The organism is Clostridium taeniosporum, from assembly GCF_001735765.2.
Taxonomy (GTDB): domain Bacteria; phylum Bacillota; class Clostridia; order Clostridiales; family Clostridiaceae; genus Clostridium; species Clostridium taeniosporum.
This window is the reverse complement of sequence record NZ_CP017253.2, coordinates 920,632-942,035: the sequence shown is the minus strand read 5'-3', so window position 1 is coordinate 942,035 and position 21,404 is coordinate 920,632. Positions and strand designations below refer to the sequence as shown.

Annotated in this window: 25 protein-coding genes; all 25 read right to left on the bottom strand. The window is 26.6% G+C overall.

Annotated elements, in window-relative coordinates; translation table 11 throughout:
* Positions 1 to 57: 57 nt before the first annotated feature.
* Positions 58 to 999, bottom strand: coding sequence for a PucR family transcriptional regulator (locus BGI42_RS04535; RefSeq protein ID WP_069679182.1), 942 nt, complete (start codon positions 997 to 999; stop codon positions 58 to 60).
* Between the two features lie 22 nt (positions 1,000 to 1,021).
* Positions 1,022 to 2,131 carry an ABC transporter ATP-binding protein gene (locus tag BGI42_RS04530; RefSeq protein ID WP_069679181.1) on the bottom strand — a complete coding sequence of 370 codons (1,110 nt, stop codon included), beginning with the start codon at positions 2,129 to 2,131 and terminating at the stop codon, positions 1,022 to 1,024.
* Positions 2,132 to 2,282: 151 nt separating this feature from the next.
* Positions 2,283 to 3,320 (bottom strand): hypothetical protein, encoded by a 1,038-nt coding sequence (locus BGI42_RS04525; protein WP_069679180.1) that lies wholly within the window; start codon positions 3,318 to 3,320, stop codon positions 2,283 to 2,285.
* An 18-nt stretch (positions 3,321 to 3,338) separates the two neighbouring features.
* Positions 3,339 to 4,385 carry a phosphodiester glycosidase family protein gene (locus BGI42_RS04520; RefSeq protein ID WP_069679179.1) on the bottom strand — a complete coding sequence of 349 codons (1,047 nt, stop codon included), beginning with the start codon at positions 4,383 to 4,385 and terminating at the stop codon, positions 3,339 to 3,341.
* Between the two features lie 192 nt (positions 4,386 to 4,577).
* On the bottom strand, positions 4,578 to 5,168 hold the full coding sequence (locus BGI42_RS04515; protein ID WP_069679178.1) for a hypothetical protein: 591 nt from the start codon (positions 5,166 to 5,168) through the stop codon (positions 4,578 to 4,580).
* A gap of 167 nt (positions 5,169 to 5,335) precedes the next feature.
* A complete protein-coding gene (locus BGI42_RS04510) occupies positions 5,336 to 6,100 on the bottom strand; it encodes an N-acetylmuramoyl-L-alanine amidase (RefSeq protein WP_069679177.1) in 765 nt (254 codons plus the stop codon).
* A 65-nt stretch (positions 6,101 to 6,165) separates the two neighbouring features.
* A complete protein-coding gene (locus BGI42_RS04505; protein WP_069679176.1) occupies positions 6,166 to 6,396 on the bottom strand; it encodes a hypothetical protein in 231 nt (76 codons plus the stop codon).
* Positions 6,397 to 6,411: 15 nt separating this feature from the next.
* Positions 6,412 to 6,612 (bottom strand): BhlA/UviB family holin-like peptide, encoded by a 201-nt coding sequence (locus BGI42_RS04500; RefSeq protein WP_069679175.1) that lies wholly within the window; start codon positions 6,610 to 6,612, stop codon positions 6,412 to 6,414.
* A gap of 102 nt (positions 6,613 to 6,714) precedes the next feature.
* Positions 6,715 to 6,864, bottom strand: coding sequence for a CD1375 family protein (locus BGI42_RS16170; protein ID WP_192875386.1), 150 nt, complete (start codon positions 6,862 to 6,864; stop codon positions 6,715 to 6,717).
* Complete coding sequence (locus BGI42_RS04495; protein WP_069679174.1) at positions 6,854 to 7,246, bottom strand: hypothetical protein; 393 nt, start codon at positions 7,244 to 7,246, stop codon at positions 6,854 to 6,856. The genes BGI42_RS16170 and BGI42_RS04495 overlap by 11 nt, the downstream gene beginning before the upstream one ends.
* Before the next feature lie 13 nt (positions 7,247 to 7,259).
* Entirely contained in the window at positions 7,260 to 8,270 is a 1,011-nt protein-coding gene (locus BGI42_RS04490) for a hypothetical protein (protein WP_069679173.1), read from the bottom strand.
* Between the two features lie 14 nt (positions 8,271 to 8,284).
* Positions 8,285 to 8,902: a YmfQ family protein gene (locus BGI42_RS04485; RefSeq protein ID WP_069679172.1), complete on the bottom strand. Its 618-nt coding sequence runs from the start codon at positions 8,900 to 8,902 to the stop codon at positions 8,285 to 8,287.
* Between the two features lies 1 nt (position 8,903).
* The gene (locus tag BGI42_RS16165; protein WP_069679171.1) at positions 8,904 to 11,957 is read right to left on the bottom strand and encodes a coiled-coil domain-containing protein; all 3,054 of its coding nucleotides are present in this window, start codon (positions 11,955 to 11,957) and stop codon (positions 8,904 to 8,906) included.
* Positions 11,958 to 13,016: a baseplate J/gp47 family protein gene (locus BGI42_RS04475; RefSeq protein ID WP_069679170.1), complete on the bottom strand. Its 1,059-nt coding sequence runs from the start codon at positions 13,014 to 13,016 to the stop codon at positions 11,958 to 11,960.
* Positions 13,017 to 13,018: 2 nt separating this feature from the next.
* On the bottom strand, positions 13,019 to 13,426 hold the full coding sequence (locus BGI42_RS04470) for a DUF2634 domain-containing protein (protein WP_069679169.1): 408 nt from the start codon (positions 13,424 to 13,426) through the stop codon (positions 13,019 to 13,021).
* Positions 13,419 to 13,748, bottom strand: coding sequence for a DUF2577 domain-containing protein (locus tag BGI42_RS04465; protein ID WP_084023839.1), 330 nt, complete (start codon positions 13,746 to 13,748; stop codon positions 13,419 to 13,421). The genes BGI42_RS04470 and BGI42_RS04465 overlap by 8 nt, the downstream gene beginning before the upstream one ends.
* Before the next feature lie 3 nt (positions 13,749 to 13,751).
* The gene (locus tag BGI42_RS04460) at positions 13,752 to 14,723 is read right to left on the bottom strand and encodes an XkdQ/YqbQ family protein (protein WP_069679168.1); all 972 of its coding nucleotides are present in this window, start codon (positions 14,721 to 14,723) and stop codon (positions 13,752 to 13,754) included.
* 11 nt (positions 14,724 to 14,734) lie between these two features.
* Positions 14,735 to 15,397, bottom strand: coding sequence for a LysM peptidoglycan-binding domain-containing protein (locus BGI42_RS04455; protein ID WP_069679167.1), 663 nt, complete (start codon positions 15,395 to 15,397; stop codon positions 14,735 to 14,737).
* A complete protein-coding gene (locus tag BGI42_RS04450; protein ID WP_069679166.1) occupies positions 15,397 to 17,310 on the bottom strand; it encodes a phage tail family protein in 1,914 nt (637 codons plus the stop codon). The genes BGI42_RS04455 and BGI42_RS04450 overlap by 1 nt, the downstream gene beginning before the upstream one ends.
* Before the next feature lie 196 nt (positions 17,311 to 17,506).
* A complete protein-coding gene (locus BGI42_RS04445; protein ID WP_069679165.1) occupies positions 17,507 to 17,920 on the bottom strand; it encodes a phage tail assembly chaperone in 414 nt (137 codons plus the stop codon).
* Between the two features lie 182 nt (positions 17,921 to 18,102).
* Positions 18,103 to 18,534: an IS200/IS605 family transposase gene (tnpA, locus tag BGI42_RS04440; RefSeq protein WP_069679164.1), complete on the bottom strand. Its 432-nt coding sequence runs from the start codon at positions 18,532 to 18,534 to the stop codon at positions 18,103 to 18,105.
* Between the two features lie 364 nt (positions 18,535 to 18,898).
* Positions 18,899 to 19,366, bottom strand: a complete 468-nt coding sequence (locus tag BGI42_RS04435; RefSeq protein WP_069679163.1) for a phage tail tube protein — start codon at positions 19,364 to 19,366, stop codon at positions 18,899 to 18,901.
* A gap of 18 nt (positions 19,367 to 19,384) precedes the next feature.
* Entirely contained in the window at positions 19,385 to 20,695 is a 1,311-nt protein-coding gene (locus BGI42_RS04430) for a phage tail sheath family protein (RefSeq protein WP_069679162.1), read from the bottom strand.
* A gap of 1 nt (position 20,696) precedes the next feature.
* Positions 20,697 to 20,852 carry a hypothetical protein gene (locus BGI42_RS16160; RefSeq protein WP_192875385.1) on the bottom strand — a complete coding sequence of 52 codons (156 nt, stop codon included), beginning with the start codon at positions 20,850 to 20,852 and terminating at the stop codon, positions 20,697 to 20,699.
* Complete coding sequence (locus BGI42_RS04425; RefSeq protein ID WP_069679161.1) at positions 20,842 to 21,255, bottom strand: phage tail terminator family protein; 414 nt, start codon at positions 21,253 to 21,255, stop codon at positions 20,842 to 20,844. The genes BGI42_RS16160 and BGI42_RS04425 overlap by 11 nt, the downstream gene beginning before the upstream one ends.
* Positions 21,256 to 21,404 lie beyond the last annotated feature (149 nt).

The window sequence follows — 21,404 nt, the reverse complement described above, 5'->3', positions numbered from 1 at the left end:
TGATTTATGTATTTGAAATTAAATTACGGTATCGTTACCGGAATATTCAATATAAACTCAAGCATTTCTCTCCTTCCATATAAAGAATGCTATTTTAAATAGTATTGCTTCATTAAAGTTTCTAATATCATATGACGTATATTTTTTAATCTTATCTAACCTATAAATTAAAGTATTTCTATGCACATATAAATTTTTAGCTGATTCACTTAAATTTAAATCACAATTTAAAAATACTTCTATTGTATCTATTATATCATTATCTAATCTATTGAATCCCTCATTAAATTTAGATAATATCTTAACCTTTTCTTCTTCACCTAAGCTATCTACAATACTTTCAAACAATAAACTTCTTTCATTAAATATTCTATTTGAAATATTGTATTTTTTAGCTAAGTAAATCTTATATATTCCCTCTTTATATAATGAGTATATATTATTATAATTTTCAACCTCGTAATAACTTATATAGCACCTTTTATATAAATTATTATGTATGGTTTCATTTATACTGTCTATATGATCTTCAATATCTTCAAATATTCCAAGTAAAATAATATATTCATTATATTCTAATATGGATACTTCAGTATCTGTGTAAATATCTTTTAAAACTTCTATAGTTTCATTTATTTTTTCATCTAAATTAATCGTTATTAGATAAACTTCATTTAAATCAAACATTATATCATGTAATTTATCACTTGATATATGCTCATTTTTTAATAAAGAGATTATAGTATTTTCTCGCATATCATGTTCATTTTTAAGTTTACTTACAATACAAAATTTTATCAGTTTTAATGAGTCTTTAAAATTAATAAAAGTTTTTACTATAAAACTTTTATTATTTATGGAAAATCTAGTTTCTATTAACTCTTTTCCAGTGTAAAGAAAAGGATTAGTTCTAAAAATCATTTTATCATCAATACATACCTCAAAGGGTATTTCACAGTTTTTATATAATTCATTTAAATATTCAACTAATCCATACATCTCTTTCACCTCTAAATAAAAATTATATTATTCTTAATTCACTTTCTTTATCAAATACATGTATTTTTTCACTTTCAACATATAATTTTATTGAATCCCCATTTTTTGCATTTGTAGTTCCATTTACTCTTGCAGTCATGTTATTATTAGATGCTACAAAATAAATATAACTTTCAGCTCCCATAAGCTCAACAACTTCTATTTTTCCATTTATAATTGATGATGGATTAGATTTTATAACTTCCATATTATCATCTAAATGTTCAGGTCTCATTCCAAATGTAACCTCTTTATTTACATAGCCTTTGTCTTTTAATTCTTTAGCATTTTGTTCTGGTAATAGTATGTTATTTTCTGCAAAGTGGCAATATAAATTTCCTTCTTTTTCTATTATCTTACCATCAACAAAATTCATTTGAGGACTTCCTATAAATCCAGCTACGAAAATATTTACTGGATTATTGTATATATTTTGTGGAGTATCCACTTGTTGTATTATACCATCTTTCATAACAACTATTCTAGTTCCCATAGTCATAGCTTCAACTTGGTCATGAGTAACATATATAAATGTTGTTTGTAATTTATTATAAAGCTTAGATATTTCAGTTCTCATTTGAACTCTTAATTTTGCATCAAGATTTGATAAAGGCTCGTCCATTAAGAATACTTTAGGATTTCTAACTATAGCTCTTCCTAATGCAACTCTTTGTCTTTGACCTCCTGATAAAGCTTTAGGTTTTCTTGATAATAAATGTTCTATACCTAATATTTGGGCTGCTTCTTTTACCTTTTTATCAATTTCTTCTTTAGATACTTTTTTAAGTTTTAATGAAAAAGCCATATTCTCATAAACACTCATATGAGGATATAATGCATAGTTTTGGAATACCATTGCTATATCTCTTTCTTTTGGCTCAACATCATTTACTAATTTTTCATCTATATATAATTCACCTTTAGATATTTCTTCTAACCCTGCTATCATTCTTAAAGTGGTTGACTTACCACAACCTGACGGTCCAACAAACACTATAAATTCTTTATCTTCTATTTCTAGATTAAAATCGTTTACCGCTGTTACATCACCTGGATATATTTTATAAATGTGTCTTAATGACAAATCTGCCATATTAATCCCTCCCATAAAAGTCTAATTATTTGTTTATCATGATTATATTTTACATTTGTAATCCTTTAAACTCTATATGAAAAATTCACAAAACTATTTTATTTTTTTTGTGAAATGCTACTAAAGTTAAATTTAGTAGCATTCAAATTTATTATATCTCATTCTTTATTATCTTATCTTTATCCTTTGATATTACACCTTTAGAATATGTTTGAATTAAACTACCTTTATAATTAATTGTTTTTTTACTTATAAGTTCTGTTACACTATTCTTTTCTTTATTATTTATATATATCTTACCACTATAATCAACTAATACATTTTCTTTATTTGTAGGATTATCTAATTTTATTTCTTTCCAGTCTTTATAATTATTAGACGAAACGGCATAATATATTTTCATAACCTTATTATCTATTCCTGAAGCAAAATATACATTATCATTTATATCTGCTCCTAACAATTTTGGATTTTTGGTATTAGGTATTAATAAATTATCTGGTCTATCTAATATTGTTACTTGTGTTCCCATTTCCATTATGGCATTAGCACATGTAGTTGGAATAACAATATTTCCAATTTGTTTATTACTTCTCTTTTTCTCTAACTGATTCATTGTATTTGCATAATATAAATCACTTTTTCCATTACTCTTTTTAATTTTTATATATAAACTATGTGTACCTGTTGAAAATGGAATATCTTCTACTTTATCTTCACTACTTTCAATTCTTACTCTTAATTTATTTAAATCAAAGTCAGAAAGTTCAATTTGTTCTCCACTTTTAGCATTAAATGCTACTGGCTCAAAATAACACCTTCCTCTTTCTTTTATTTTTTGTATAGCAATTATACGATCTGAATTTGTTACCCATTTATAAAACACAATATTGCTATTTACATTATTTTTAACATCTTTATATTTATTTTCATCACTATCTAATATTGTTAACCTTCCATCCTCTAAGCCTGCAACATATCTACCATTAGAAGATACTTTTAAATCCTCCAAATTTTCTTTAATTACAATTTCTTTTTGTTCATTTTTAGCAACTTCTTCATCATCAGATTTCTCTATTTTAATATTCATATTTGATGATAAATATATATTTTCTATATATAAAAATATGCTCTGCTGAATTATTAAAGCTATAACACTGAAAATCAATACTTTTTTTAATATTTTCATAATGACTCATCTCCTAACCTATTGTTCAACATAAAATGCTGTGGCAACAGTTCTTTCTCCATCCCAAGCATTAGGAGAATTAATTACATCACCTTTATAATACATTGTTGTTGAATATCCACCATCAAGCATACCTGCATTTATAGCTCCTCTGTTTTTCATAATTTCTTGAACTTCATATAATGTAGCTCCCGGTTTAGATATTTTTCTTCCATCTAAAACTAAAAATAACACTGTTCCATCTTCCTTTTGTCCCACTGCTGTTCTAGGATTCATTCCTTCTATATAATCTTCTTTTTTATGCTGTCTAATTCCATTTATTATAATATTAGGTCTTCTAAAACACATTGCTTCTTGCACATCTAGTTTTTTTAATTCTGCAAGTGTATGATCTCCAACTATTAATTGACCTTTTTTAGTAAATGCAATTACATTTGCAATAAAATGTTCATCACATTTTATAGTAGGATATATAACTTTTCCATTGGATATTACAAAACCTTCAGGCTTTCCCCCTGTACCAGCACGTATTACTCCATCTGAAGATGTATCTGAAAAAGCTCCACCATTTATAGCTGCTATTGCATTATGTTCTTCTGCCATTTCACTTGTCTTTTGACCTAATTTTCCTAGATATTTAGTCATAGCTACTTTAACTTTATGTGGATTTTGTATTTCTAACATGTAACCATCATATCTATCTGTATGTATATCATATTTAGTTATTTCATTTCCTGAATCATACTTAACATCTATTTTATTTAAATCTATAGATGTATTTACCGGAACACTTTCTTCTTTAATTTTATCTTTTTCTAATATTTTATCTAATGTTTTTTGTGGTATAAAATCATTTACTAAATATGCATGCCTTGTAGCTAAAACTGTTGAAATTAAAATTTTCTTAGTTTTATCATATGGTCCATAAATTAATACAAGCGGCGTTGTTACTATCAAGAAAGCAATAATATACAATACTCCCATAAATATGGATATAGATATTTCCTTTTTTTTATTATGTCTCATATTTTTTCTTGTCGACTTTTTTTTAACCTGTTTATTCATACTTCCTCCTTATTTTAAGGGGTTTAATGTCATACATAAAATTTTACCATATTTCTATGTATAAAAATTACAAAAAAGTTAAATTATCAACGTATTTTAATATAATATTACAAAAAAATTAATCTGAATGATAAAAAAATCATTCAGATATAATTCATTTTACATTAAATATATTTAAATTTATTAAAAAGATTATCTTCTAGATCCTTTACAACATTTACAGCATTCACATGGAGAATAAGTAAATATTGCCTCAAATTTATAATAGTTACATCCATCATATGCTAGGAATGGTAAAACATCTATAGCACCAGGGCGTAATCTTTTTTTAGGAATTATAACTATTCCTGAATTAAAAACAAAATACGTTCCAAGGCATCCACATATTTTCTTGCATCTTCTATTACAATTATGACTTAGATATTTAACTCTAATTGGTCCACAACATTTTGATGAACTAGCTATAAAATATTGTGCTTTTCCTGGACATACATAAATCATTTTATTTTCAGGATTAATATGCATTTCTAAACTGCAGTTTGCTGAAAGATCTACAGGTTTTCCAAAGTGCCATCTTTTTTTATCTTCTTCTTCATTATCATCTTCATTATCTTCTTCAGCAATCATATCTATTTCATTATCTATCTCATCAACCGTTTCATTATCTGTATCTGAGTTTTTAGCTTCTTCTTCATTAATTACATTTGATTCCTCAGTTACATTTTCCTCAGTAGTTACTTCTTCATTAGTATCTGTTTCTTCTTTATAATACATGTTATTCATATTATATCCTCCTATAACTTATATAATAAGCAGTAAAAATTATAGTCTAATGTTATAATATTATATGCATGGCTATATTATATTGTTATTGTAAATACATCTTTAATTTTTCAAATAATATCATTAATTCCTATATTATATTAACTTAAACTTATTCTTATAAAAACTCAAAATGATTTAAGTGTATAAAACCAAGTACCTAATTGGGCTTTTAATTCTTCACATTTGCTTATAGGTAATACTTGTGTTTCTATCCATATACCTTTAGAATCAGCTTTAGCATAACATCTAACTCCATGAAAATAACTTAGAACATATTCTAAATCTACTCCTATAAAACTATTATCTCCTTTATATCCATTAGGTAAATAATTTGTTACAACATATCCTGTTGTTCTAGAGTTAACAGTCTTAGGAATATTACTATCAATAGCATTACAAAATACATGTGCTAACTGCTCCCAACTGTACTTATTATAAATATCTATATCCTTTTTGCTATCACAAAAACAAATCTCAGAAATTATATTTGGTGCTTTTACATGATTCATTTCATATAATATTCTAAATTTTACTCCTCTATTATAAAAGCCAAGTTCACTAAAGTTCTGTACCAGCCTTTGTGCATAAGGATAAGCTTTACTCGAGGTAGAACTTACTAACACTTCTGTTCCATGCGCTTGTCCATTATAATAATTCATGTGTAAACTTGCAAAAAAGTCTACATTATTACTGTTAGCTTTATTTACACCTTCTGAAAGTTCTGCATTTTCCGTACTTGCATTACTGTTGCAATCTATAACAGTGTGACCATATTGTTCTAAAACACTCTTTACTGCTTCATAATATTTCTTCATTTGTTCATATTCATTTACAATTCCTATTGCTCCTAAACAATTAGGACTATGCCCTGCTCTTAATCCAATTTTCATAAAAACTCATCCTTTCTTATTATTAATATAAAAAAGTTAGCTAAAAACGCTACCTAAAATTAATATTATTTCTTATTTTCTTTATTAGATACAAATGGTAAATCAACACCATCTGTTTCTGGATTGTTTAAGATACCTAATATAACACCTATACTACAAATTGCTTGTACCGTAGTCATAACTTTTTCATTATCCACTAAAACTCCATTAGTAGTAAGTACTAAAATTACAAGTGATACTAAAGTTATAATTGTTCCTGAATTTTTAAGTCTTTCTATTAATTCCTTACCTTTCATTTTTAATCCTTCTTTCTATTTTTCAATTTTAATTTTAATTTCTTTTACATCTTCTTTTATATCTTCAACAACATTAAACTTTTCTGCTAATGTATCAAGTAAATTTTGATATTTATTTTCCCTATTTCCAGTTGTCTTAAGAACATACAATAATAAAAAAACAAATAACGCATATCCTAATCCTTGACTTAGGGCCATTTTCATTAATTCATCCATAAAACACCTCTATTTTGTAAAAATAAGCAATAAAAGAAGACTTATAAAAAAGTCCTGATCTATTGCTTTAATATTTAATTTAGTTTTCTTCGTGATTTTTTGCTATTGCGAAACATTTGCTAATTCTTCTGCTACTAAAATTTTATAATCATCTGGAACTACTGGTAATCTATTATCCTTATCAACCTCTAATACCATTCTTCCACCTCTAACTAAAATAGAATATGCTTTTATCATATATTTATATATCATTCTTTTCACTTCCCTTTATAGTTTTTATTTCTATAGTTAATTGATCTATTAGTTTTTGTTGTGATACCACAATTTCAGTTAAATCTAATAAGTCAGAATTAATTTCTTCATTTTGTTCAATTTCTCCTATATATAATTTTTCTTTTTCTTCATCAGTAAGTTCAACAACCTTATTATCTTCATATTTATAGTTATATCTACCTTGCATATCCATTAAACTTTTGTCTAAATAATAGTTTTGTGCATGAGCATACTTTTGCCCATATCCCTCATCAATATAAATATAATTTATAAAATCTATATTAGATATAGAACTTTCTATTTGAGTTATGCAATTATTTTTATCTACTTTTATATAAACTTTTATTTTATTTTCTTCCATGTTTAAACGCCTCCTAATATATTTCTGAATCAAATTCATAAGCATAATCTTTAATTTCTAAATTATAATCTTTAACTTCTAAATTAGAATCAAATTGAAAATCAATCATTTCTTCATTGATTATTCCACTTTGTCGTGGTTTTATTTGTTCAACACTTGGATTTACTATGTTTACAGAGTAATCCATTGTTCTTATAGCTTGTACTTGTTTATCTATCAATGGTCTTACAGTTGGTGTTATTCGCATTGTTGCTGGATATCTATAAGATTGAGTTGTTATTATACCTGAACCGAAATTAGCTATTCTAGTAGAAAACCATCTATTTCTAAAGTAATATCTTTGACATAATGCTAATTCTTCACCATAACTTCTAGGTACAAAAGGTGTTGCTACTGAACCTAATTCTAGTTTTGCATAATTAACTTCACAAATTTTATTTCTTTCTTGTGAATAAAATAAAAAAGTTACTCTACTCTTATAAGTGTTAATATTTTCTGGTAACTTAAATGTTATTGAATGTACACCACTACTATTTATAGTTTTGGGCTGTGGTTCAAATACATTTTTATCAGTTTCAATATTCCAAATATATAAGCCTAATAACCAATTACCATTAATATTTCTTGTTTTAATACTTAAAGTAATATCTTGATTACCATAATTATTAAAAAAATTATCTTCAAAGTATTGTCTGATACCTCCATTACCTTCTGTTCCGCTATTAATTTGTATACCATCATTTATTACTTTTATTGTAGGATTATAAAAAGATATCCATCTGTCAACTGTATAATTATTAGCTTTATTATATATTTCCTGATTTCTTTGATTTATTTTAAACTCTTTATTTATTAACAAATTCGGATTACTTAGTTGATCTATATTTTTCGTACAATCTTTCAATGACGAATTAACTTTCTTAATCTCTAAATCAATTTTATCTGAATTATCATTAAGATCTTGTATATTAACAACATCATTTCCATCTGGTTTCTTTAATTTATAATTACTTGTTAGTTTCATATTATCTTCATCTCCTATTCATAAACTTTTAATTCATTCCATGATTTATTTTTAATATCATCCCATTTAATCTCTTTTTCTTTAATAAAATCCCAAATTGTAAATGTATATTTAATATGGTAACTAAGATGAGCTGGCTTTATATCTTCTAGCATGTTTTTAAATGCCTGCATATTTTTAGGAATACCTTTTACTCCAACAAATTGTACTGTGAAGAAATAATTTTTATTGTCTTCAATTATATTTACTTCTCCACCTGAAAATGTTTCAGCAACATTTTTAATCATATCTTTTGTGGTAGTTCCATTGCCTGCTTTCTTAGCTTTTATTATCTCTCTTCTTTCTTCATAGCTACTGTTTAAATTAGTTTCTATTCCATACTGATTTTCCCAATAAATTAATCCCCATGTTGTAGTATCTATAAATGTTTGATTAATTAAATCTTTTAAATAATATAAAAATCCACCTATTTCTGCTCCTTGAACATTATAGATAGCCTTCATTTCTTTTATATTAGATACAAAAGAAGGTACGTATTTACTTAAATTAATGAAATATTTCTTGATATCTTCTTCACTACTTATTTTCTGTTCTGCATATTTAATAACTCCATAATTATTCAATCCATACATACTATACCCCCTTTAACTGATTCCAAGTTAAAGCACCTTTTTTTATATAACTTGAATCGTGATTATGATTAGTATTAGCTTTACCGTTAATTTTGTTATTTAAATCATTTACTTTTAGATCTATTTCATGTTCTGTATAGTACCTATCATCATGTGTATGATTTTTGTCTGCTTTATTACTAACAGTATTCCATTTATTTATAGTATCTTGATTTATAGTATCTAAAATACTTTTATTCTTATGTGTGTGGTTTTGTGATGTATCTATATCTTTTTGAGTTATAAAGCCTTTATCATTAGTGAACTGACTTAATTTTGTTGGTTTATTTTTTAATGTATTATAATTATTATCATTAAATATTACCCACTCATTCCACTTATTTTCATAATAACTTCTATATGCCCAGCCATCTCCACCACTTCTAAATATAAGAACATGCCAACTATTAATGTCATTAGATTGTATCAAAATACCACTTGTTGTATTATTCCAAGGAGCTTTAGCATTACTTGTAGATTTTATTGGAGTTACTGCACCTTGTGCTACTTTAGATGGTATAAATGTATTATAGTCATTAATAGCTATCGCACTAGAGAGTTTATTAGCAAAATCTGCCCTACCACCCTCAGCTTTCATTGTGATTGGAAAATCTGTTATATCACTTTTCTTATGTTTATGTCCTTCAGTTGATATAGCTTTATCATGAAGATAAGCATTGTTGTAATTAACTTTGAAGATATCTTTTGGTGGATTCATATTTCGAGTTCTTATAACTACAGAATCATCCGCATTATCACCAGTTTCTATAACTAATCTTGATGTTTCTGTATCTTTATTATGTTCACCATAAATATATCCATAATCAGTATTAGCCATTCCACTTGTCCCTGCATTAGATCCCTTATTAAAACCTATCTTATGACTACTCATGTTTATATCACCAGACATAGTTCCACCAGATTTATCCAACTTATCATCTACTGTATTCCAAAGCTTTCTTTCATCTCCAGTAATATGTCTAACAGCATCTTTTGTATGAGTACTCGCATCATTCCAGTTATTTATTAAATTATTTGTTATTCCATCTAATATAGATTTATTATTATGATCATGCTTTTTATTATAAGACTCTAAATTTTTTGATTTTTCAGTATCATTTGTAAATCTTTTATTAGGATTTTCTACTATAATATCTGCACTATGATTAGCTGGATGCACATACTTATTAGCTTCATTTTCTATTTTTACCAACTTATTTTTTTCTTCTAGAGTATAATTTTCATCTGTTAGTTGTTTACCTTTAATTTTATCCACTTTAGTTGATAATTGTTTTGTCATAGTTCCTGCAAAATTAGAATCATTATTTAGAGCCTTTGCTATTTCTTGCAATGTATCTAATGCTTCAGGAGCAGTTCCTATAACATCTTTGATCTTTTGAAGAACTTCTTCCCTATTAAATGTTTCATCTTTTGTGTACCTTTTATTTAATTCTAAATTCACATATGATATATTAGATTTTTTCTTTTCTAAATCTATATCTTTTTCTTTTAACTTTTGTATTTCAACATTGTTAGATGTTTTGTAATTATTAATATTTCCTTCTATATTATTTTCTTTAATTTTTGCTCTATTTATTTCCTGATTAAGTTTACTAGTAATATCATTCTCAGCACTCTTTGATCTGTTAATTTCCTTATCTAAATTTCTATTAATACTTGTTTCAACTTCTTTTGCACGATTAATCTCTTTATTTAAGTTTTTTGTTAATATTCCCCCAGCCTCTTTAGCTCTATCTACTTCATTTAACAATTTAGTATTTGTAGAATTTAAAGTATTTTTTAACGCCTTTTCAGATTCAGTTGATCTTTTAACTTCATTCTCTAAATTAACATTTGTAATACTAAGTTTATCTGTTAAAACTTTTTCTGTTGCCTTGGCTCTACTTGTTTCATCATTAAGATTATTACTAATAATAGCTTCTGTCTTTTTAGCTCTATTAACCTCATTATTTAAATTAATATTAGTAGTATCAATATTATCAGCTAATTTCTTTTCTTCATTTTTTGCCCTATTTACCTCTGTTTCTAAATTATCACTTAAGTTTTTTTCTCCTAATTTAGCACGTTTGGTCTCAGCATTTAAATTATTTATAATTTTACTCTCAGAATCAGTTGCTCTTTTAACCTCTTTAATAAGATTATTATTAATGGTATTTTCTATATTTTTAGACCTATTAATTTCATTATTCAAGCTATTAATAATATTCTTCTCAGCATTATTTGCCCTTATAGTTTCTGAATTTAAATTTTCTGTTAATGTCTTCTCACTCGCTTTTGCTCTTTTAGCTTCATTATTAAGATTATCACTTATAGCTTTTTCAGAATTTTTAGCACGATTAATTTCTGAATTCAAATTATTGTTTAATACTTCTTCGCTTTTCTTAGCCCTATTGGATTCTATATCTAAATTCTTAATAATATTATTCTCAGTATCTTTTGCTCTTTTGTTCTCTCTTTCAAGACTATCACTTATATTCTTTTCAGAAGCTTTAGCACGCTCAATTTCACTATTAATATTTTTTTCTATTTCATTTTCTCTTTTAATTGCCCTAGCACTTTCTATAGATTCAGCCTTTTTTGCTCTACCTATTTCAGTATTTAAGCTTTTCTCTATATTATTTTCTTTAGTAGTAGCTCTAGTAATTTCTTTATTTAATTCTTCTTGTGTGAGATTTACTGCATTTTGTAAATTATTTATATCGTCAGCTTCTACTTGATCTCCAACTGTTTCATAAGAAATATACAAAGGTGTTACTTTAGAAAATATCTTAATTATAGTTTTCCATGGAGTGAGACTTGGTGTTGAAGTACTATAAGTTTCTATTTTATCTCCTGTAAGCTTTGATCCTGTATATATATTTAAGGTGTTAATATTAATATTGTCATGAGCAAGTTCATTTTCATAAATGCCATTAATTAAATTTATTTTTTCCTCAATAACATATGTGTTTCCTTCAATTTTATTAAGCTTTTCATTAAAATTACTTATATCCAATTACATCACTCCTAAACTTACATTTCCCAAACTAGCTATTTCTTCATCAGCTAGTTTTACATTAGAAATTGTATTATTTATTTGTAAGTCTGAATAATCCAATACACCTTTTATATTAAGAAGGATTTCTCCAATTCTTGCAATACTAATATAATCTGTTTTAAAGCTTATGCCTTTTAAATATTCTTCTAATGAATTAACAAATTCTTGTTGTGCAACTCCTAAATTATATCCTTTAACTAAGTTTATATTAGAAGTTATATCTATTGTTTTTTCTATAGCACTAACAACACTAACTGTAGCACCTATTGGTCTAACTTTTTCAATGTACTGATATACATCTTCTATTAATTTTGAACTTGCCTTATGTTTATTAGAATCTACCATAACAACTTTCACACAACCATTTTCATGTTCACCTTTTAGATTAGTTTCTGGAAATACTTTTGCATCTCCAACTCCGTTAACACTCAATGCCCAATTTAAATAATCATATTTATTTCCTGATGTTGATGGTGTTCTTAACTTTACCATTAATCTATTAAATAAACTTTCATTTCTTTCTATATCTACACCATCTAATATGGTTTCACCTAAAATTCCTTTTCCTAGATCTTCAATATACTCAATAGGAAGTAAAATTCCACTTGGATAATTTCCTTTAGACCCTAATGATTCACATTGCATTTTATACTTTCCTTTTTCAATTCTTTCTATTGCAACATAAATAGTTTTATCTATAGAAAATCTAGATTTCAATGGAATATCCATTAAATTTTCTTCTGTATCATAAAAAATACCAAGCTTTATTGCATATGTTGCCTTCTTTCTTTCTATTCCATGTTCAATACATCTTTTATCTAAATATTCATCTGGTATATTAGGTGAAGCAAAAGTATATTCTAAAAATCTATCCATATCAGATTTTAATCTTGCTATTTCTTGAGCTGCTGGAGCTAATGCATTGTAAATTAAACTACTTCCCTCTCTTTTGTCTAAATCATTAGGAATTTTATCTAACATTTCTTTTAATAAATCCTCTTCTTTTACTTCAAACAAATTTAAATCACCACACTTTCATATAATTTTGAATAAATAGAAAAGACAGTGAATTTTACTATTACACTGTCTTTTTTATATTCAAATATAAATTCATCTACATTTTCAATTCTATCATCTTGAATTAATGCTTCTTTTATTCTACGTTTTAGTTCACTCTCTGCAATATCTTTATCCATCTCTATAGTTTCTCTAAGTTCGCTTCCATAATTATCAGGATATATTAAGTAATCATATCTTTGGGTATTTAATATAAAATATATTGTCTGCTTAAGCGCTTCTATCTCATCACAAAACCCAATTATTCTATTTTCTTTAATCTTATAAGTTTTACCAGGATATTTTACCTCTTTTATAGTATCAACATCTTTTATTATTCCTCCCTGAGGTAATACACTAAAATTACTCATAAATTCCCACCTTATCAAGAATCAAAAATCTACTTCCCTTTTCAATTGTTAAAAGTGCAAGAATATCTCCTTTTTTTAATCCTTCTCTAATAACTATTGAACCAAGAGCAGATGATGTTCCTATATGACAATGTTTTAAATCTATCTCATATCTTCTTAAGCTTTCTGGAATAACAAAAAAATCTTTAGGTAATATTCTTTTCTGATCTATTCTAACAGTTAAGTTATCATCTATTATTGTTCCAAACTCTATATCCAATGGATTTCCTGCATTAATTGCATTTACACTTGCCTGTTTTATAATTTCTATCATACTAGCCAAACTCTACACCACCTTTAAATCAAAATTCATTACGTGACCATCTTTAGAAAATTTATGTGTAGCTTCTTCTATCAAATATACTTGATTTATTCCATACCTTTTTATATCAACCCAAACACCAGATCCCCCTCTAAGTTTTGACTCTAACTTAATATTAGTTCCTAAAACATCTTTAAGTTTTAATGATTTACTTTCTCTATTTTTTAATGCTAAGTGAGCTTTAAGCATCTGATCTATTTGTGCTTTATTCAACTTATCATCAACAGTTTTAAAAAATTGAAGTCTACCCCATTTATAAAGATTTTCTTTATCTTCAATAGGATATACTTCTCCTTGCCCTAACTTCTCACTTTTTCTAACAAGCTTTATAGCATTATAACTATCTTCAATTGACTTGCTCCAATTGTATTTACCTAAATTAGTATTTTCAGATATTATTAATTCCTGCCTCATATTATTTATATCTTTAAGATTAATGCTTCCAAAATCATCATATAAAACAAAAGTTCTTTTAGTTGAACCTAAAGTTTTTTCTAATGCTTTATAAATAATATCTAATAATTTTTTATCTTTTTCATTAACTCTAGGGATTATATAACCTGTGTCTTCAATAATACCTTTTTTCAGCCCTAGATTATAAATTATATTTTCTACTATATCACTAGCCTTTAAGTTACTATATGAAAATGTATCATTATACATTAAATATTTAATTTGATCATATGCTGTTACTTTTATTTCTTCTCCTTCATTACCACTGTGTTTGAATATATATCCATAAAATATGTTAACTCCATTCACTCTAAACCTTATGATATCTCCATTTGATAAACCTAATGTTTCATCTGTTAACAATGTTACTTCTAAGCTAGAAGGACTTCCTTTTCTTTTTGTCTTCCATGTTACTTGCTTTACAAGATTACTAATATTATAGATATTACTTTTTTTATCATCAATTAATAACTCTATATTCATATTAACCTCCTTTATGGAATATTAAGAACTTGTCCAGGATATATTAAATTTGGATTTGATATATTATTTAGTTCTGCTATCTCTTTATATCTATTTCCATCACCTAAATATCTTTTGGCAATATGCCATAAACATTCACCTTTAACTACTTTATGAGTATTAGATTTTACTTTATCATTAGGTCTAATTGTTGTATTATAATTTTCAACAATAACACCATTTTTTGTTTCCATTACAACTGCTCTTTTAGCATTATAAGATTTATATCTTTTTAACTCTATGGAATAATAAATATCCCCTACTTCCCCTCCTTTTTCAGTAAATTTAAGATTTTCAATAGAAAATAAATCATTTATTTCAAATTCTGAACCTATAAATATAAATCTTACTTTTTCTAAATTTTGACGCCATCTATTTAATCTATTCATATATTCATGTGGTCTAAAAAAATGTCTATCACTAACATATGGCCCCTTATTTCTAGGAAAATAGCTTTTAAATGATATTTTAGTTAGCTTTGGAATGTTTATTACATTAACTTCACCTAAATTTATTACATTGTGAGTTTTGTTATCTCCACTGTCACTTATTTCAATCTCTTCAGGGAGAACTGGCAAAACAAAGCCTTCTTTTCCTTCATTTATAGTTAATCTTATTTTATACCTTTTACTCATTACGCATACAGCCCCTCTGCACTATTGATCATTTCATTTTCCATATATGATTCTATTCTAGATATAATTGTATTTATATCCGCTTCTTCTTTAATATCTCCAGTGGTTACTTTTACAGTTGGAGTTAATGTTACGAAATTTTGAATACTTTCAATTTCTGATAAATCATTCATTAAATCTAAATTCTCATTTGAAACTTCTACGCTGTCATTTATACCCTTAAGTGATTCTGATCCTGATTCAACATTTCGTCCCATATTAGTGTTATCCAATGCAGAGGTTAAAGCTTCACTTCCTCCCCCCATAGAATTAGGTATGCCACCAGAATTGTTTGCTAATGAATTATTACCTTGATTTAGCAAAGACTTATTAAACATATCATTCATATTATCTTTATTATGTGAGTTTAAAATATTATCATTATTTTTTATTCCATCTAATCCCATAGCACCTTTAATTTTAGCTTTAATGTTATCAATACTAAAATTTTCTATTGCATTTGCTCCAGTTTTACCAACGGATTGTATCTTATCTTGCCAATTTTGTTTAAACCCACTTAAATCTACTTTATCAATATGAAGATCTGTTCCTGATCCTCCCCATAAACTTGCTGCTGTTCCAGTTATATTATTAATTCCATGCAATAAATCATTAATCTTATCTATAATCCAATTCAATACACCTTGGATACAATCAACTACTATTCCAAATGCTTTTGAACATGCATTAGCTATGCTTTCAAAAGCTCCAGCAAATGCTTTTCTAAATGGCTCACAAAAAGCAATAAGTGCACCTATTGCTATAATAACACCTAATATTAATGCAATTATCCATACCAATGGACACCCATACATCGCTGCATTTAGCCCTAATTGTGCTAATGTTGCTTGACCTGTAATTACCGAAAAAATTCCTTGTACTAAATTAACTACTCCTTGATATAATGCTATAGCTAAAAGACAACCCCTCCATATAGCTAATGCCCCAATTATTCCTAATATTATAGGTAAAACTATTGGTAATGATGTTTGAATAGCATTTCCTATCCAAAATATTAAATTAATTACACCTTGAAGACCTATTGATATTGCATCAAAGAACCCCTGAAATGATCCATTTGAAAACATTTCATTTATTATCTCCATAACTGGAGTAAGTGCTTCTAATGCACCTTGCCCTGCTTGACCTAAACTGCTATTAAAATTTTCTTTTAGATTATCAAATTGAGCTGTGGCTGAATTATTAAACTCATCTAACATTGAAGAATCTAGATGCTTATCATTTAATAATGTGTCAAATTTTGAAGTAAAATCATCTAAATCCTTACTTGCTTGTAAAATTCCTATATCATTACTACTAAAACCAAATTTGCTTTTAAGTGAATCTCCCTTTCCTGATAGCATATCTTTAATAGCATCACCTGCTCCTGAATTTCCAAGTGATAAACGTTCTGACAAATTAGCTAGTTTATCTAAGCTTTCTGTATTCTTAGTTACTCCCATAAAAGACTGTGCATTATTTTTAAGTTGATCAAATGAAAATCCTGATTCATTAGCTTGTTTTTGCAGATGATTAAAATAAACTGTACCTGCATCTTTACTACCAAGCATTCCTTGCACAGAAATCATCTTATTTTGCATTTTACTAGCTTCACCTATAACTGATTCTATTCCTTTTTTTAATGAATCTATATTAAAAAAGCTCTTAAATAAGTCTGATGCTTTAGCTGCTAACGTAGCCATTCTAGATGTACTTTTATTCACATTTTGATTTAATTTATCTTGTTCACCTGCTACCTTTTGAATATTTACTTGTAAAACATTTGTCAATGATATTTGTTGTTGAACTTGTTGTATTATTTGTTGATTTACTATACTATCCATTGCTGCTATTCCAGCTACCATTGATGCCATAATATTACCTCCTTTCTTTTTTATCTCTTTCTTTTCATCCTATTTGCTTCTTTCTTTTCTTTTTCTACATGTAAATCTATTGAAGCATATATAAATGCTTTTTCTTGCCTAGATAAATTCATTAACTCATGAGGTAGTATTTTTAATTTGTGGAGGGCATAGTGAGCATATGAAGCTTCACCGTCTCCCTCCTTAATTAGTTTTTTGCTTCTTCAATTAAATCATTAACGCTTTTGTCGTAACCATTAACTTCACCAACTATTGATGACCAATCTGAAAATTCTCCATCTCTCATTTTAGCTTTCATAGCATTTAATAGCTCTTCTGCACCAAGAACTCCCCATGAAGCTTGTAATTCTGAATTTTTTAGATCAGGACAAGTTGTGGTTTCAATTATTAAATCAGATATATACTTATCTTGATCCGTTTCCATTATTCTTTGACCTTTTATTAATTTAGTTTTTCTATTTTTCTTTCTTATTCTATCTCCCATTTCAGCAGAAATTGGTCTAAATTTCATAAGCTTTTTCTTTCCACCTATTGTTACTTCTCTTTCTATTTCTTGTGTATCCTCAAAATTATCCATTAAAAAATCTTCAAAATTATTCATTATTCTATATTCCTCCACTAATCATTCTTGTTTTTATACTAATATTTACTATTAAACTACTCACCTACTAAAGTAGGTGGATTTAAGGTATAAATACCTTAGACTGAAAGTCAATGCTCTTTAAGGATTAATCCTTCTGAAAGGACATTAGCTAAAGCAACCTAAAGAGCATTGACTAAAACTCATTCTTCTATCTTAAATATATTTTCGTTATTATTAAGTTCTTGACTTTCTATATATCTTTTTATTGTTTCTTCTGTAACACTTCCAACTGTTGCACAAAAGTATCCTCGTGCCCATAAATGCTGCCCCCAGTATCTCTTTTTTAATTCTGGAAATTCATCTTGTATTAATCTTGATGATCTACCTTTCAAATATTGCACAATTTTACTGGGAGCGATGCTCGGAGAACATCCCAAAAGCATATGCACATGATCTTTTCCAATACTTCCTCTAACAATTGTAATTTGCCTTGCTTCACAGCCTTGTCTTATTAATTCTCTTAATCTAGATGATATATGCTTATTTAATACTTTATATCTATATTTTGTTACCCATATTACATGATATTTTATATCATATACCGTATGACTTCTTTTATTATATTCCTCCATACTAATCACATCCTTTTTAATTAGTATGGTCACATTTATAATTTCTTAAAAGGCTAAAAGCTGATACCGTCTAAAGACGGTGGTTTTAAACCACGCGAATAGAAAATAAAATCATAAATAACCCCTGTTTTAGCATTAGCCCATATATATCCTAGTAAAGTTACATTGTAATTTAACTTTTAGAATTCTTAATGAACATTTTTATATTTACTAATTGTCTCAATTTTATATTTAGAGCAAGTTAAAATTGAACTATATTCATTTTAGTATTCCTAAGTTTAATTGTTCAGTCCATATTTACTTATACATATATCATGGTATTTTGCTAAAACAGAGTAAGGTACATTATAACCTTAATTATCTATTAACCAATTACTGGTTTTCCAAATTTGTCTAATAAATCAACATCTTCATAAGTAAAGGCCATTTCTTCTTCTAAAACTTCACTTTCTACATCAAACATAGCCATACTTACTTTATCAAAATTACATTTTTTTAACACAATTGTTTGCTTTCCAACTGTAGATGTCTTATCTTCATTAGTAACTGTCATATCAAAATAAACATCTTTTCCTGTTTTAATATACTTTATCATCATTTCTCTAAATAAAGATGTAACATAATAAATTGTAAGAGTTCCTGTACCTTTCCATCCTGTTGCTTTATTTTGTTCAACTCTACTTCCTAAAGTTTTACCAGTTGTTTTTGTTTTTTCTGCATCTGATTCTAACTTTTTAGCATAAAATAATTCCTCATTTCTACCATTTATAGTTATAAATCCTTTCGCTTCTGTACCACTTAAAGTATCACTAAAATTTAAAAAATTACTCATTTAATCTTCCTCCATTCATTATATAAATACAGTCATATATATTTTTTCCATGCTATCTACTGGTTGAGCATTAACATTTACAACAATAGCATCATTAGACTTTCCTTTTAAAACTTCAATATCATCAACTGTTACATTTTCTAATGCTCCTTGTCCTTGTAATGTTTCTAAAATATTTAATACATCTTTCTTAAATAAATTTCTTCCATCATCATTATTGCTTACTTTACCAATATAAGCTTCTTCCCATTTAGATTTTATTTTGTCATTTATTCCATCTAAAACTCTTACAACTCTGTTCTTTCTAAAATCTGATTTTTTATCATCAGTAAATGTTTTTAATGTATTAATATCTTGTTCAATTAAAACTTGTTGCTTATTGTTAATAAACACTATTTCACCTTTTTTAATTATTTCTTTTATTTCGCTATCTGCATATCTAACATCAACATTAGTTGCACCTTCATATAAAGCATAAGTATTAGAATCAGCATATCCTGCACTTGCTGTTAATGCTGCTGCATATGCTGTTGCTTGTATATTAGTTACATGAGTATTATCTCTAAGATATACACCATTTTTTATAGATATAATCCCTTCATAATTTGCCTCTGAGAAATTTGGTAATACTGCTTGGACTTTTCTTCCCTCTGATTCTCTTAATCTTTTAACAAATTCTTTTACAACCACTTTAGTATTTAAATCATCATAAGGTATTGCCACAGTATTAAAATCAAATAATTCTAATTCTGATAAAAAGTCTATATAATCTTTTCCTGTAACAGCTTTATCTTCTCCACCTTCTAACTTCACTCCAGCAGATAAGGTAAGAGCACCTGATCCTTTGAAATCTACAAGAACATTAGATTCTAACTCATCAATATTTTTTACAATTTGAGTATCTAATTTTGTATCTTCTAAAAATGTAATTACATCAAATTTACTTTCATCATTTACATTAGTTTGAATTTGTATTCTTATGTCATTTCCTTTACTTCCACTCCACTTAGATGTTACAGTTAACTCTCCTAATGTTTTAGTTGCTTTAACGCCTTCATTAAGTCTATATAATAAAACTGTTTTTGCTTTCTTTAATGCTTCTTTTAACATTAAAATACTTTCTTCATTTAATTCCATTCCTATAGATCCTAATAAATCTGTTTCATTATTTATCTTTACTATTGTTTTTTCAGGTGCAAAAGGTAATACTAAAGGTAACGCCATTACCCCTCTTTCATTATTGCTACTTTCATTATTTTTTCTACTTTTAAAATTAACATAAGCCCCTGCTCTTATTTTATTTTGTTTTTCCCATGTTCCACCTGCCATTTTATTTAACCTCCATCTTATAAAATTTGTTTATTAATTCTTTTGCATCATTAATGCTATAATCTTCTTTAACTAATAATGCATTTAAAATGTCCTTTTCATTTCTTGTAAAATGTTTAGAATTTACTAACTGCTCTTTTGAAAATTTACTTTCCAACAATATCTACTCCCATCTTATTCATATTTACTTCTTCAATGGTTTTTAATAGATTAAACTTTACTTGAAATTTAAAATGTAATACTCCATCTGATATTTCATACTCTTTATTTGATATTCTGTACTTTTTATTATCAACTTCTATATACTCAAGTGTTTTATATAAAGCATCAGCCATATTAAAATAATCTAAATTAATTGTTTCTTTATTACTTAGATAATTTACATCAAAATATACAGTTTCTTTATATCGTCTATTTAACTCTTTTACTTGTTTTGAAGATAATATTTGCACAAAAAAACAAGGTTTCTTAAAACCTTGCTCAATATCATCATATATATTTATTTCATGAAAATTTTTGGATAGCATTTTTTTTATTTCAAGATTTAATTTACTTATCATTCAAATTATCACCTCCTTTCAAGTGCTTATTTAAATTTATATATATTTTTAGGTACCTAAAATCATATGTCATTGTTTATTTTTCCACAATATCATTATCTCACGGTTATTATTTCATTAAAATAACATCTTTTTTTCATTTATTTTTC